The following is an 11882-nucleotide window of genomic DNA, read 5'->3' as shown; positions in this document are numbered from 1 at the left end:
GGGTGGGCGGCAAGGGGGAAGATCGAGGCCTTCTTCACCTCCGATTCTCAATCCGCCAACGCCACGCTTGTCAGAAGCGTCCGGGATAGACAAATTACCTGTATCTTAGAGGAGTTACGGTCTGTGGCCCATCACGATCCGATCCATCTGATCGCGCCGCGCGCGGGCCTCGCCCAGCTCAACGAGCGTTCCCGCGACATCTTTCGTCAAATCGTCGAAAGCTATCTCGCGACCGGGGAGCCGGTGGGCTCGCGCAATATTTCGCGCCTGATCGCCATGCCGCTGTCGCCCGCCTCGGTCCGCAACGTCATGGCCGACCTGGAACAGCTCGGCCTGATCTACGCGCCGCACACTTCCGCCGGCCGGCTGCCGACGGAACTCGGCCTGCGCTTCTTCGTCGATGCCCTGATGCAGGTCGGCGACCTCAATGACGGTGAACGGCAGGCGATCCAGAGCCAGTTGACCTCCGTCGGCCATGCGCAATCGGTCGAGGCCGCGCTTGAGGAAGCATTGACGCGGCTTTCCGGCCTGACCCGCGCGGCCGCCGTCGTGCTGACGCCGAAATCCAATGCGCGGCTGAAACATATCGAATTCGTCCGGTTGGAACCGGAAAAGGCATTGGTGATCCTGGTCGGCGAGGACGGGCAGGTCGAAAACCGCGTGTTGACGCTGCCGCCGGGGGTTCCATCTTCGGCGTTGACCGAAGCCGGCAACTTCCTCAATGCGCGGATCCGGGGCCGGACCCTGGCCGAGGCCCGGCTGGAGCTCGAGACCGCGCTCGGAGAGGCGCGCACCGAGCTCGATCAGCTGACCCACAAGGTGATCTCGGCCGGCATCGCCAGCTGGTCGGGCGGCGAGAACGAGGACCGGCAGCTCATCGTCCGCGGCCACGCCAATCTGCTCGAGGATTTGCATGCGCTGGAGGATCTCGAGCGCGTTCGCCTGCTGTTCGACGATCTCGAGACCAAGCGCGGCGTGATCGACCTGCTCGGCCGCGCCGAAACCGCGGAAGGCGTGCGGATCTTCATCGGCAGTGAGAACAAGCTGTTCTCGCTGTCGGGCTCGTCCACCATCATCTCGCCCTATCGGGATGCCGCCGGCCATATCGTCGGCGTTTTGGGCGTGATCGGGCCGACGCGGCTGAATTATGCCCGCGTGATCCCGACCGTGGACTACGCTGCCCGCATCGTCAGCCGGCTCCTGGGGGGCTGACCGGCGTCTCCCCCGATCACGGGCGCTTGATTTTCGGCGCCCGAAGCACGATATCCGGGCCAGAAACCCCCTGAGACGAATGCGAAAAGAGAGCCGATGACCGATCGAGACCGGCAACCCGAAGACACGAGTGCTGCGGCCGGCGAGCCCGTGGTGTCAAAACCCTACATCATGCCCGACGATCCCGAGCCGGGCTCGGTCGAGCTTCTGCAGAAGGAAGTCGCCGAGGCGCGCGATCGCATGCTGCGGACGCTGGCCGAGATGGAGAATTTGCGCAAGCGCACCGCCAAGGAGGTCGCTGACGCCAAGCTCTACGGCGTCACGGGCTTTGCCCGCGACGTGCTCGACATCGCCGACAACCTGCAGCGCGCTCTCGATGCCGTTCCGGCCGAAGCCCGTGCGACGGCCGATGCAGGCCTCGCCTCGCTGATCGAGGGCGTCGAGTTGACCGAGCGCTCGCTGCTCAGCGCGCTGGAAAAACACGGCGTGAAGAAGTTCGATCCTCTGGGCCAGAAGTTCGACCCGAACTTCCAGCAGGCGATGTTCGAGGTGCCAGATGCATCGGTACCCGCGGGCACCGTCGTGCAGGTCATGCAGGCCGGCTACACCATCGGCGAGCGCGTGCTGCGTCCCGCCTTGGTCGGTGTCGCCAAGGGCGGCGCCAAGGCCGCGCCCGCTGCCAACAGCAACGAGCCGAACGGCGCGGCCAACTGATCCTCATGGCGAGAAGGCGCCAAGCGCCGTCTCGAACCATGTAGGCCCAGCTGCTGCAGCGAGGCCTTCATCCTTCGAGACGCGCGCGAAGAAGCGCGCTCCTCAGGACGGGGGTCTTGCTGTTCGATCGCGCCTCTTACGCGCTCGCCGCGATATCCGCAGACTGGATCCGCTTCACGCCAGCCTTGGCCATGTCGGCCCAGGCTTTTGCGAGCGAACCCTGATTGTCGATACCGCGGCAGGCGTCTTCCACCACATAGACCTCGAAGCCCGCCTTGCGCGCGTCCAGCGCGGTCCAGGCGACGCAGAAATCCGTCGCCAGCCCCGCGACGAAGACGCGCTTGATCTTGCGCGCCTTTAGATAGCCGGCAAGGCCGGTCGAGGTCTTGCCGTCGGCTTCGAGAAAGGCCGAATAGCTGTCGACGTCCTTGTGAAAACCCTTGCGGATGATGAGCTCGGCGTGCGGGATCGCAAGGTCCTTCGACAGCGCGGCGCCGTCGGTGCCCTGCACGCAATGGTCGGGCCACAGCACCTGCTTGCCGTAGGGAAGATCGACGGTCTCGAACGGCTTCTTGCCGGCGTGGACTGACGCAAAGGAAACATGGCCTTGCGTGTGCCAGTCCTGCGTCATCACCACGTTCGAAAACGCTTTCGAGATCTTGTTGATGACGGGCACCACCTGCTCGCCTTCCTTCACGGCAAGACTGCCGCCGGGCAGGAAGCAGTTCTGCACGTCGATCACGAGCAGCGCGGATGCATCGTCCGGCTTGATCGATGCCGCTGCCAGAATTGCGGTTGGCGCGAGCGCCACGAGCGCGCTCGTCCCGAGCGCCGCCAAGATTTGTCGCCGATCCAGCATCATTCGCCTCCCTCCAGGATGAACTCAACGGAAGGGGAGCCTAGTTCCGTTCGTATACGAACAGAAGCCCGAAAATGCAGCCGACTTTGGTGAGTCGTTGGGCTGCTGACCGTCTATCAGCGTCGTCCCGGCGAAGGATGTCGGGCTAGCCCTTCGGCTGGATGCCGTCGCGGACCGCGCGGAAGCGGGGGAAGGCGGCCGGCCATTGCTCGCGCGGGGCGCTGGCGATGATGCGCAGCGAGGCGCCGCTGCTGAAGCGGATCCACTGCACCACGGTCACCGGCGTCTTGTCCTTGCCGCTGATGCCGTCGATCCGGGTCTCGAAACCCTGCTGGCCGCTGATGCGGATCGGCTCGGACATGGTGACGCGCGACTCCCGCACGCCGGGAATCTGGAGCGCAGCCTCCTGGGCGAAGCGGGCGCGGTCGTCGGCGGCTTGCGGGGTGGCGCCAATCACGCCGAGGATGATGAACGGCTTCGATTCATAGCCGGAGCTCTCGTCGCCGTCGGCCAGGATGATGCTCGAGCCCGGCGCCAGCGTGCGAACGTCCTTGAAGTCGGCGAGATCGGTGATCTTGAAAGGCATCAGCGCGATCTGCTCGTCGGCCGGGACCTGCTTGCGGGTGACGACGCTCGCGAACATCTGCCGCACCGCCTCGTCGGTGTAGATCTTGATCGCATTCTCCGGAATCTGCACCGCGACATAGCCGGAGAAGCCGGCGCCCGGCACGATCATCGAATAGCGCCGCACCGGGGTCTCGCCGGCCTTGCCGCTCTCCGTGGTGAAATAGGCAAGACCCGCGGGCGTCTCGATCTTGTCCTGCTTGACGCCGTTGGTGCCGGCCGGATTGGAGTTGAAGGCGCTCACGACCTCGCCATAGGCCGCCGGCGGCAGCTCTGTGATCAGCACCTTGACGTTGCCGTCCTCGCTCTCGAAGCCGGGAAAGGTCTTGGCCGTGCTGAGGCCGACCAATGGCACCATGCCGAGGCGCAAGCCGGGTGGGAAAACGGCGTCGGCAGCCGGAGCCGGAAGCGCAGAGGCGACGAGGAGGGCGAGCGCGGCGAGGGGGCGGATCAGCTTCATGGGCACTCTGATTGGTTCACATTGAGGCCGTTCGATGGTGGCCAGCCGGCCGCTTTGTCGCGCAAGGCAGCCCGATGACGAGCCCGGCCGGCTGCCCGCCTTTTAGCGGGTTTGGACTCGCCGCAACAGGGCGGGGCGGAATGCGGTAGCGGATGCCGGCCGATCGCGGGACCTGTTAATAATTCCTCACCCGCAAGGGCGGTGCAGCCCGGATATGTTCTTCCAAAACCCAATGTTTTCACGGCCGAAACTTGCGTTCGGTCCTTGCGGGCACCTCCCCCCCTCCTATATGACCCCCAACCATCGCAATATCGCGAATGTTTGATCTTAGGGGGTTTCGGTTCGGGTGCCTTCTGGGCCCAGCCAGCCTGCCGCAAAAACAAGGATACAGGACCATGGGAAAGGTCATCGGGATCGACCTCGGCACCACGAATTCGTGCGTCGCCGTAATGGATGGCAAGAACGCCAAAGTCATCGAGAATTCCGAAGGCATGCGCACGACGCCTTCGATCGTCGCCGTGACGGACGACGGTGAGCGCCTCGTCGGCCAACCGGCCAAGCGCCAGGCCGTCACCAATCCCGAGCGCACGTTCTTCGCAGTGAAGCGCCTGATCGGCCGCCGCTACGACGACCCGATGGTCGAGAAGGACAAGAAGCTCGTTCCGTACAAGATCGTGAAGGCTTCCAACGGCGACGCCTGGGTCGAGGCCGACGGCCAGACCTACTCGCCCTCGCAGGTCTCGGCGTTCATCTTGCAGAAGATGAAGGAGACCGCGGAAGCCCATCTGGGCCAGAAGGTCGACCAGGCCGTCATCACCGTGCCCGCCTACTTCAACGACGCCCAGCGCCAGGCGACCAAGGACGCCGGCAAGATCGCTGGCCTTGAAGTGCTGCGCATCATCAACGAGCCGACCGCGGCCGCGCTCGCTTATGGCCTCGACAAGACCAAGGCCGGCACGATCGCCGTGTACGATCTCGGCGGCGGCACGTTCGATATCTCGATTCTCGAAATCGGCGACGGCGTGTTCGAGGTGAAGTCGACCAACGGCGACACCTTCCTCGGCGGCGAAGACTTCGACATGCGCCTGGTCGGCTATCTCGCCGACGAATTCCAGAAGGAGCAGGGCATCAACCTGCGCAACGACAAGCTCGCGTTGCAGCGCCTGAAGGAAGCCGCTGAAAAGGCCAAGATCGAGCTGTCGTCGACGACGCAGACCGAGATCAACCTGCCCTTCATCACCGCGGACCAGACCGGCCCGAAGCATCTGACGATGAAGCTCACCCGCGCCAAGTTCGAGGCGCTGGTCGATGACCTCGTTCAGAAGACCGTCGAGCCCTGCCGCAAGGCGCTGAAGGATGCCGGCCTCACCGCCGCCGAGATCGGCGAAGTGGTGCTGGTCGGCGGCATGTCGCGCATGCCGAAGGTCCAGGAAGTCGTGAAGCAGCTGTTCGGCAAGGAGCCGCACAAGGGCGTCAACCCAGACGAAGTCGTGGCGATCGGCGCCGCGATCCAGGCCGGCGTGCTTCAGGGCGACGTCAAGGACGTGCTGCTGCTCGACGTGACCCCGCTGTCGCTGGGCATCGAGACGCTGGGCGGCGTGTTCACCCGCATCATCGACCGCAACACCACGATCCCGACCAAGAAGAGCCAGGTGTTCTCGACCGCCGAGGACAGCCAGAACGCGGTGACCATCCGCGTCTTCCAGGGCGAGCGTGAAATGGCGGCCGACAACAAGATGCTCGGCCAGTTCGACCTGATGGGCATTCCCCCGGCTCCGCGCGGCATGCCGCAGATCGAGGTGACCTTCGACATCGACGCCAACGGCATCGTCAACGTCTCGGCCAAGGACAAGGCCACGTCCAAGGAGCAGCAGATCCGCATCCAGGCCTCCGGCGGTCTGTCGGAAGCCGACATCGAGAAGATGGTCAAGGACGCCGAGGCCAATGCCGAGGCGGACAAGAAGCGCCGCGAGGCCGTGACCGCCAAGAACGACGCGGACGGACTGGTGCATTCGACCGAGAAGGCACTGGCCGAGCACGGTTCGAAGGTCGCAGAGACCGAGCGCCGCGCCATCGAGGATGCCGTTAGCGACCTCAAGGAAGCGCTGAAGGGCGACGATGCCGAAGCGATCAAGGCCAAGACCCAAACGCTGGCCCAGGCGTCGATGAAGCTCGGCGAGGCCATGTACAAGCAGCAGGCCGAGGCCGACGCCAAGAAGGATGCGGCCAAGGACGACGTCGTCGACGCGGAATTTACCGAAGTCGACGATGACAAGAACAACAAGAAGTCCGCCTGAACCCTGCGAGGGTGATGATGCGGACGGCTTGGACCCCACACGCGCCAACGGCCTCCTCCCTCGCGGGGGAGGCCATCGTGTCGGGCTCGATGGGGCAACGCTCTGTTAAAATCGGCTCTGTTAAAGCCGGCCCCGTTACGATCGATCAATTCCCAGCCGTTATTCTGAATACTGCCGTGCAATCCTCTGCCGCGAGGCGGAAGGGTGCCTATATCGCTGCATGGCGACGTTGCTTCGCTCCGACTTGAATCGCGATCGGATAGACCGAGCTCATCATGTCCACGTCCACCAAGCGCTGCTACTACGAAACCCTCGAAGTCGAACGCGATGCCGACGATTCCGTCCTGAAATCGTCGTTCCGCAAGCTGGCGATGAAGTTTCACCCCGACCGCAATCCCGGGGACGACACCAGCGAAGTCAAGTTCAAGGAAATTAACGAGGCCTACGAGGTCCTGAAAGACAAGGACAAGCGCGCCGCCTATGACCGTTACGGCCATGCCGCCTTCGAGCAGGGCGGCGGTGGCGGCGCCGGTTTCGGCGCGGGCTTCGCCTCTTCCTTTTCCGACATTTTCGAAGATTTGTTCGGCATGGCCGGACAGCGCGGCGGCCGCGGCGGCCGCGAGCGCGGCGCCGACCTGCGCTACAACATGGAAATCACGCTCGAGGAAGCTTTTGGTGGCAAGACCGCGCAGATCGAGATCCCGGTCTCGGTCACTTGCGAGGCCTGTTCGGGCATCGGGGCCAAGGCCGGCACCAAGCCGAAGACCTGCTCGACCTGCGGCGGCGCCGGACGCGTACGCCAGTCGCAGGGCTTCTTCACGCTGGAGCGCACCTGTCCGGGCTGCCAGGGTCGCGGCCAAATGATCGAGGACGCCTGCCCGTCCTGCTCGGGTCAGGGGCGCGTCACCCGCGAGCGGAATCTGTCGGTCAACATTCCCCCTGGAGTCGAGGACGGCACCAGGATCAGGCTCGCCGGCGAGGGCGAGGCCGGGGTCCGCGGCGGCCCGCCCGGCGACCTTTACATCTTCCTGTCGCTGGCCCAGCACCAGTTCTTCCAGCGCGACGGCGCCGATCTGCATTGTCGTGTGCCGATCTCGATGGTGACGGCGGCGCTTGGCGGCGAATTCGAGGTCCCGACCATCGAGAAGGGCAAGACCAAGGTGAAGGTCCCCGCAGGGACACAGTCCAGCCGCCGATTCCGCATCGCATCAAAAGGCATGCCGGTGCTGCGCTCGCGCCAGATGGGCGACATGTACGTTCAGGTCGTGGTCGAGACCCCGCAGAACCTCACCAAAAAACAGCAGGAATTGTTGGCCGAGTTCGACAAGCTCTCCTCCGGAAACACCCAGCCGGAATCCGAGGGCTTCTTCACCAAGGTCAAGGATTTCTTCGGTAATCGGGCGAGTTGACGCGTCTTGACCGTGCCGTCTTCGGCCTATACGTCTTTATGACCATTTTCTGACACGCCGCGGTCACGCGGTCCCGGCCGGTCCCGACATGCCATTGCCATCGTCCGCGCGTGCGTTGAAGAAGCCCCGTCTCGATGACGAGGTGCGTTTTCTCCGGTCATGGATCGAAAAGCCCCTCCACATGGGCGCGGTGATGCCGTCGGGCAAGCTGCTGGCCCGGACCATGGCCCATTACGTCGATGTCAATTCGGACGCACCGGTGGTCGAGCTCGGGCCCGGCACCGGCGCCATCACCTCGGCCCTGGTCGAGCGCGGCGTCGACCAGAAGCGTCTCGTCCTCGTCGAATACAATCCAGGCTTCTGCGCCCTGCTGCGCGACCGCTATCCGCAGGCCAAGGTGGTGCAGGGTGATGCCTATCGTCTGCGCGACACGCTGTGGAACGTGCTGAGCGCGCCGGCCTCCGCGGTCGTCTCGGGCCTGCCGCTGGTCACAAAACCGATGCTCACGCGGCTGCGGCTCATCCGCGACGCCTTCACGGCCCTGGCCCCCGGTGCGCCCTTCGTCCAGTTCACCTATGCGGTGGTGCCGCCGATACCGAAATCGCTGCCCGGCGTGTCCACAGAGGCCTCGGAACGGATCTGGATGAACCTTCCGCCGGCCCGCGTCTGGGTGTATCGCAAGGACTAATTCCGCCGGCATTCCTGTTTGCGTGGCGGGCTCGTTTCGCCGAACGCATGGAAGCGGATGTCCGCACCGAAAATCCTGATCATTCCCGGCTCCCTGCGCACCGGCTCGCACAATGCGAAGCTGGCAGCGGTCGCCGCCTATGCATTCGACCAGGCCGGTGTCGACGTCACCCGGATCTCGCTCGCCGATTTTCCGCTGCCGATTTATGACGGCGACCTGCAGGCCAAGTCCGGAGTGCCCAAGCACGCGATCAATCTCAAGCGCATGATCGGCGCGCATCATGGCGTGCTGATCGTCTCGCCCGAATACAACGCCTCGGTGCCGCCGCTGCTGAAGAACGCGATCGACTGGGTCAGTCGCGTGCATGAGCTGCACGAGCCGCGCGGCGAGGTGTTCCGCAACCGCGTCTTCGCGCTCGCCGGCGCCTCGCAGAGCCGGCTTGGCGCGGCTCGCGCGCTGCAGGCGTTGCGGCTGATCCTGACCTCCTGCCACGCCAATGTGATTGCCAGCCAGCTCACGCTCGCCTTTGCCGACCAGGCCTATGACGATATGGACAGGCTGAAGCACGAGGGCGATATCGCCGCGTTGAAGGAACTGGTGCGGCAGTTGATCGACATTTCCCAACGCATGATGTGAGGTGACATGACGCCAGCCGAGATTGCCCCGAAAGACCGCCTGATCGTCGCGCTCGATCTGCCCGGCGTTGATGCCGCGGAAGCGATGGTCAACCGGCTCGGCGACAGCGTCACCTTCTACAAGATCGGCTATCGGCTTGCTTATGCCGGCGGCTTGCCGCTGGTCGGCAAGCTCGCGGACAAGGGCAAGAAGGTCTTTCTCGATCTCAAGCTGCACGACATCGGCAACACCGTGGCGCAAGGCGTCGACAGCATCACCAGGCTCGGCGCGACCTTCCTCACCGTGCACGCTTATCCGCAGACCATGAAGGGTGCCGTCGAAGGTCGCGGGAGCTCGAAGCTGAAGATCCTCGCCGTCACTGTTCTGACCTCCTACAACGAGGACGATCTGCACGCGGCAGGCTTCCGGCTCGGCGTCTCCGAGCTCGTCGAAGCGCGCGCGCAGCAGGCGCAGGTGCTCGGCATCGACGGGCTGGTATCGTCGCCCGAGGAAGTCGGAGCCTTGCGCAAGATCGTCGGCCACCAGATGAGCCTCGTCACCCCCGGCATCCGGCCGGCGGGCGCGGCGAGCGGCGACCAGAAACGCATCATGACGCCGGGCCGCGCGATTGCGGCCGGCGCGGACTATCTCGTCGTCGGTCGACCGGTGGTGGAAGCCGCGGACCCCAAGGCGATCGCCGAGGCCATCCAGGCCGAGATCGCGCAAGCGCTCGGCTAACCAACAACACAGGGAGAAGAACAATGGCAAAAGGCTACTGGATCGGACGCGTCGACGTGAGTAATGACGAGGGCTACAAGCCCTATGCCGTCGCCAATGGTCCGATCTTCAAGAAATGGGGTGGCCGCTTCGTCGTCCGCGCCGGCAAGTTCACCACCGTCGAAGGCAGTAGCCGCACCCGCAACGTCGTGATCGAATTCCCGGACTACGAGACCGCGATTGCCTGCTACAATTCGCCGGAATACCAAGCCAACATCAAGGTGCGCCAGCCGCACTCCGTTGCCGACCTCATCATCATCGAGGGCTATGACGGTCCGCAGCCGTCAGACGGCTGAGGCTGGGGTCTGCGCGCGCGCCTCGTCCTTCGAGACGACTGCTCCGCGGTCTCCTCAGGATGAGGCTAAGCAGAATCGGCGCCCGTCGAATTTGTTGCCACGGATTCCGACCTCATCCTGAGGGCCCGCCGTAGGCGAGCGTCTCGAAGGATGGCCGCAAGCGACCGGCGCTCCAGAGGAGGGTGGAAGCCCGCCTGCCCCCAATCCCCCTCGGTTGCCGGAACTGCCTCCCCCCGCTACAACGGCCGTGAGAGGATTACACCATGTCCGACATGCGCTTGATTGTTGCTGGAGCCGGCGGCCGGATGGGCCGGGCGCTGACGCGGGCGATTGCCGAGACCAAAGGCGCGGTGCTGGCCGGCGCGCTGGAGGCGCCGGGCTCGGAGCTGCTCGGCAAGGATGCCGGCGTGCTCGCAGGCCTGCCGGCCAACGGAATCAAACTCTCCGGCGATCTCTGGGCATTGTCAAAGGACGCCGACGGCATTCTGGATTTCACCGTGCCCGCGGCGACCTTGGCCAACGTCGCGATCGCTGCCGAACGCGGCCTCGTGCACGTGGTCGGAACGACGGGCCTGTCGGGCTCCGACAACGCCGTGATCAAGAGCGTCACCAACCGCGCCGTCGTGGTGCAGTCCGGCAATATGAGCCTGGGTGTCAATCTGCTCGCCGCCGTGGTCAAGCGCGTCGCCAAGGCGCTCGACGAGAGCTTCGACATCGAGATCGTCGAGACCCATCACCGCATGAAGATCGACGCGCCCTCGGGTACGGCGCTGATGCTGGGGCAGGCGGCAGCTAGCGGCCGCGGCATCGCGCTCGACGAGCATGCAGACCGCGGCCGCGACGGCATCACCGGCGCGCGCAAGCCTGGCGACATCGGCTTTGCGTCGTTGCGCGGCGGCACCGCGGCCGGCGATCACAGCGTGAGCTTCCTCGGCCCGTTCGAGCGCCTGACGCTGTCGCATCACGCGGAGGATCGCATGCTGTTCGCCCACGGCGCGCTGAAGGCCGCGCTCTGGGCGCATGGCAAGAAGCCGGGGCACTACTCCATGGCCGACGTGCTCGGCCTGTCTGACATCTAAACCAAACGGAAAGCAGTCAATGAGCGAACGTCTTCTCGTGCTGGTGCGGCACGGCCAGAGCGAATGGAATCTGAAGAACCTGTTCACGGGCTGGAAGGACCCTGACCTTACCGAGCTTGGCGTAAAGGAGGCCACCGAAGCCGGCCGCAAGCTGAAGGCGCAGGGCCTCGTGTTCGACGTCGCCTACACCTCGGTGTTGACGCGCGCACAGCACACGCTCGATCTCATTCTCGGCGAGCTCGGCCAGAAGGGCCTGCCGACGGAAAAGAACCTCGCGTTGAACGAGCGCGACTATGGCGATCTCTCCGGCCTCAACAAGGACGACGCCCGCAAGAAATGGGGCGAGGACCAGGTGCTGATCTGGCGCCGCTCCTACGACGTGCCGCCGCCCGGCGGCGAAAGCCTGAAGGACACGCTGGCCCGCGCACTGCCGTATTACGTTCAGGAGATCCTGCCCGGCGTGCTCAACGGCAAGCGTACTTTGGTTGCCGCTCACGGCAATTCGCTGCGCGCACTCATCATGGTGCTGGAAAAGCTCTCCCCCGAAGGCATCTTGAAGCGCGAGCTCGCCACCGGCGTGCCGATCATCTACCGCCTCAACGCGGATTCGACGGTGGCATCGAAGCTGGATCTGGCGGGGTAAAGACGTTCGCGCGCGATGGAGCCGGCCGAACAATGGGCGTCGTCCTGGCGAACGCCAGGACCCATAACCACCGTCGTTGGCTATGCGATGACTGGTGGTTGGCAGTCGGCGCCAAAACACCTCCTGGGGTAGTGGGTCCTGGCTTTCGCCAGGACGACTAAGTGGCGCAGTTTACGCGTAGCAACAATTTTACTGCAGCCCCAGCTGCC

12 protein-coding genes are annotated in these 11882 nt (G+C 64.7%); 10 read left to right on the top strand and 2 right to left on the bottom strand.

Annotated elements, in window-relative coordinates; all coding sequences use genetic code 11:
* The first annotated feature begins 123 nt into the window (after positions 1-123).
* Positions 124-1212, top strand: coding sequence for a heat-inducible transcriptional repressor HrcA (hrcA, locus tag AC0L2J_RS33920; RefSeq protein ID WP_007604027.1), 1089 nt, complete (start codon positions 124-126; stop codon positions 1210-1212).
* Between the two features lie 96 nt (positions 1213-1308).
* Positions 1309-1926 (top strand): nucleotide exchange factor GrpE, encoded by a 618-nt coding sequence (grpE, locus tag AC0L2J_RS33915; protein ID WP_007604026.1) that lies wholly within the window; start codon positions 1309-1311, stop codon positions 1924-1926.
* A gap of 136 nt (positions 1927-2062) precedes the next feature.
* On the opposite strand, the gene pncA is transcribed toward grpE, so the two are convergent.
* Entirely contained in the window at positions 2063-2785 is a 723-nt protein-coding gene (pncA, locus tag AC0L2J_RS33910) for a bifunctional nicotinamidase/pyrazinamidase (RefSeq protein ID WP_088931292.1), read from the bottom strand.
* A 145-nt stretch (positions 2786-2930) separates the two neighbouring features.
* Positions 2931-3869 (bottom strand): hypothetical protein, encoded by a 939-nt coding sequence (locus tag AC0L2J_RS33905; protein ID WP_473395879.1) that lies wholly within the window; start codon positions 3867-3869, stop codon positions 2931-2933.
* Positions 3870-4264: 395 nt separating this feature from the next.
* Here AC0L2J_RS33905 and dnaK point away from each other — a divergent pair, with 395 nt between their 5' ends.
* The 8 genes from dnaK to AC0L2J_RS33865 all read left to right on the top strand — a co-directional run bounded on the left by dnaK (position 4265) and on the right by AC0L2J_RS33865 (position 11673).
* The gene (gene dnaK, locus AC0L2J_RS33900; RefSeq protein ID WP_007604023.1) at positions 4265-6166 is read left to right on the top strand and encodes a molecular chaperone DnaK; all 1902 of its coding nucleotides are present in this window, start codon (positions 4265-4267) and stop codon (positions 6164-6166) included.
* Between the two features lie 275 nt (positions 6167-6441).
* Positions 6442-7575, top strand: a complete 1134-nt coding sequence (gene dnaJ, locus AC0L2J_RS33895; protein ID WP_007604022.1) for a molecular chaperone DnaJ — start codon at positions 6442-6444, stop codon at positions 7573-7575.
* Between the two features lie 88 nt (positions 7576-7663).
* Entirely contained in the window at positions 7664-8263 is a 600-nt protein-coding gene (locus AC0L2J_RS33890; RefSeq protein WP_007598495.1) for a class I SAM-dependent methyltransferase, read from the top strand.
* A gap of 57 nt (positions 8264-8320) precedes the next feature.
* Complete coding sequence (locus AC0L2J_RS33885) at positions 8321-8899, top strand: NADPH-dependent FMN reductase (RefSeq protein ID WP_007604013.1); 579 nt, start codon at positions 8321-8323, stop codon at positions 8897-8899.
* Between the two features lie 6 nt (positions 8900-8905).
* Positions 8906-9616 carry an orotidine-5'-phosphate decarboxylase gene (pyrF, locus tag AC0L2J_RS33880; RefSeq protein WP_063992216.1) on the top strand — a complete coding sequence of 237 codons (711 nt, stop codon included), beginning with the start codon at positions 8906-8908 and terminating at the stop codon, positions 9614-9616.
* 23 nt (positions 9617-9639) lie between these two features.
* Positions 9640-9951: a DUF1330 domain-containing protein gene (locus AC0L2J_RS33875; RefSeq protein WP_063992215.1), complete on the top strand. Its 312-nt coding sequence runs from the start codon at positions 9640-9642 to the stop codon at positions 9949-9951.
* 263 nt (positions 9952-10214) lie between these two features.
* Entirely contained in the window at positions 10215-11030 is an 816-nt protein-coding gene (dapB, locus tag AC0L2J_RS33870; RefSeq protein WP_007604007.1) for a 4-hydroxy-tetrahydrodipicolinate reductase, read from the top strand.
* A gap of 19 nt (positions 11031-11049) precedes the next feature.
* Positions 11050-11673, top strand: a complete 624-nt coding sequence (locus tag AC0L2J_RS33865; RefSeq protein ID WP_007604006.1) for a 2,3-bisphosphoglycerate-dependent phosphoglycerate mutase — start codon at positions 11050-11052, stop codon at positions 11671-11673.
* The last annotated feature ends 209 nt before the right edge of the window (positions 11674-11882 follow it).

This window comes from Bradyrhizobium sp. MV1.5 (genome assembly GCF_055807615.1).
This window is presented reverse-complemented; position numbering and strand designations above follow the sequence as displayed.

What these genes read in the sequence shown, in the direction of transcription:
- grpE (WP_007604026.1), top strand. Translation starts at nt 1,309, where the DNA reads ATGACCGATCGAGACCGGCAACCCGAAGACACGAGTGCTGCGGCCGGC.
- pncA (WP_088931292.1), bottom strand. Translation starts at nt 2,785, where the DNA reads ATGCTGGATCGGCGACAAATCTTGGCGGCGCTCGGGACGAGCGCGCTC.
- AC0L2J_RS33905 (WP_473395879.1), bottom strand. Translation starts at nt 3,869, where the DNA reads ATGAAGCTGATCCGCCCCCTCGCCGCGCTCGCCCTCCTCGTCGCCTCT.
- dnaK (WP_007604023.1), top strand. Translation starts at nt 4,265, where the DNA reads ATGGGAAAGGTCATCGGGATCGACCTCGGCACCACGAATTCGTGCGTC.
- dnaJ (WP_007604022.1), top strand. Translation starts at nt 6,442, where the DNA reads ATGTCCACGTCCACCAAGCGCTGCTACTACGAAACCCTCGAAGTCGAA.
- AC0L2J_RS33890 (WP_007598495.1), top strand. Translation starts at nt 7,664, where the DNA reads ATGCCATTGCCATCGTCCGCGCGTGCGTTGAAGAAGCCCCGTCTCGAT.
- AC0L2J_RS33885 (WP_007604013.1), top strand. Translation starts at nt 8,321, where the DNA reads ATGTCCGCACCGAAAATCCTGATCATTCCCGGCTCCCTGCGCACCGGC.
- pyrF (WP_063992216.1), top strand. Translation starts at nt 8,906, where the DNA reads ATGACGCCAGCCGAGATTGCCCCGAAAGACCGCCTGATCGTCGCGCTC.
- AC0L2J_RS33875 (WP_063992215.1), top strand. Translation starts at nt 9,640, where the DNA reads ATGGCAAAAGGCTACTGGATCGGACGCGTCGACGTGAGTAATGACGAG.
- dapB (WP_007604007.1), top strand. Translation starts at nt 10,215, where the DNA reads ATGTCCGACATGCGCTTGATTGTTGCTGGAGCCGGCGGCCGGATGGGC.
- AC0L2J_RS33865 (WP_007604006.1), top strand. Translation starts at nt 11,050, where the DNA reads ATGAGCGAACGTCTTCTCGTGCTGGTGCGGCACGGCCAGAGCGAATGG.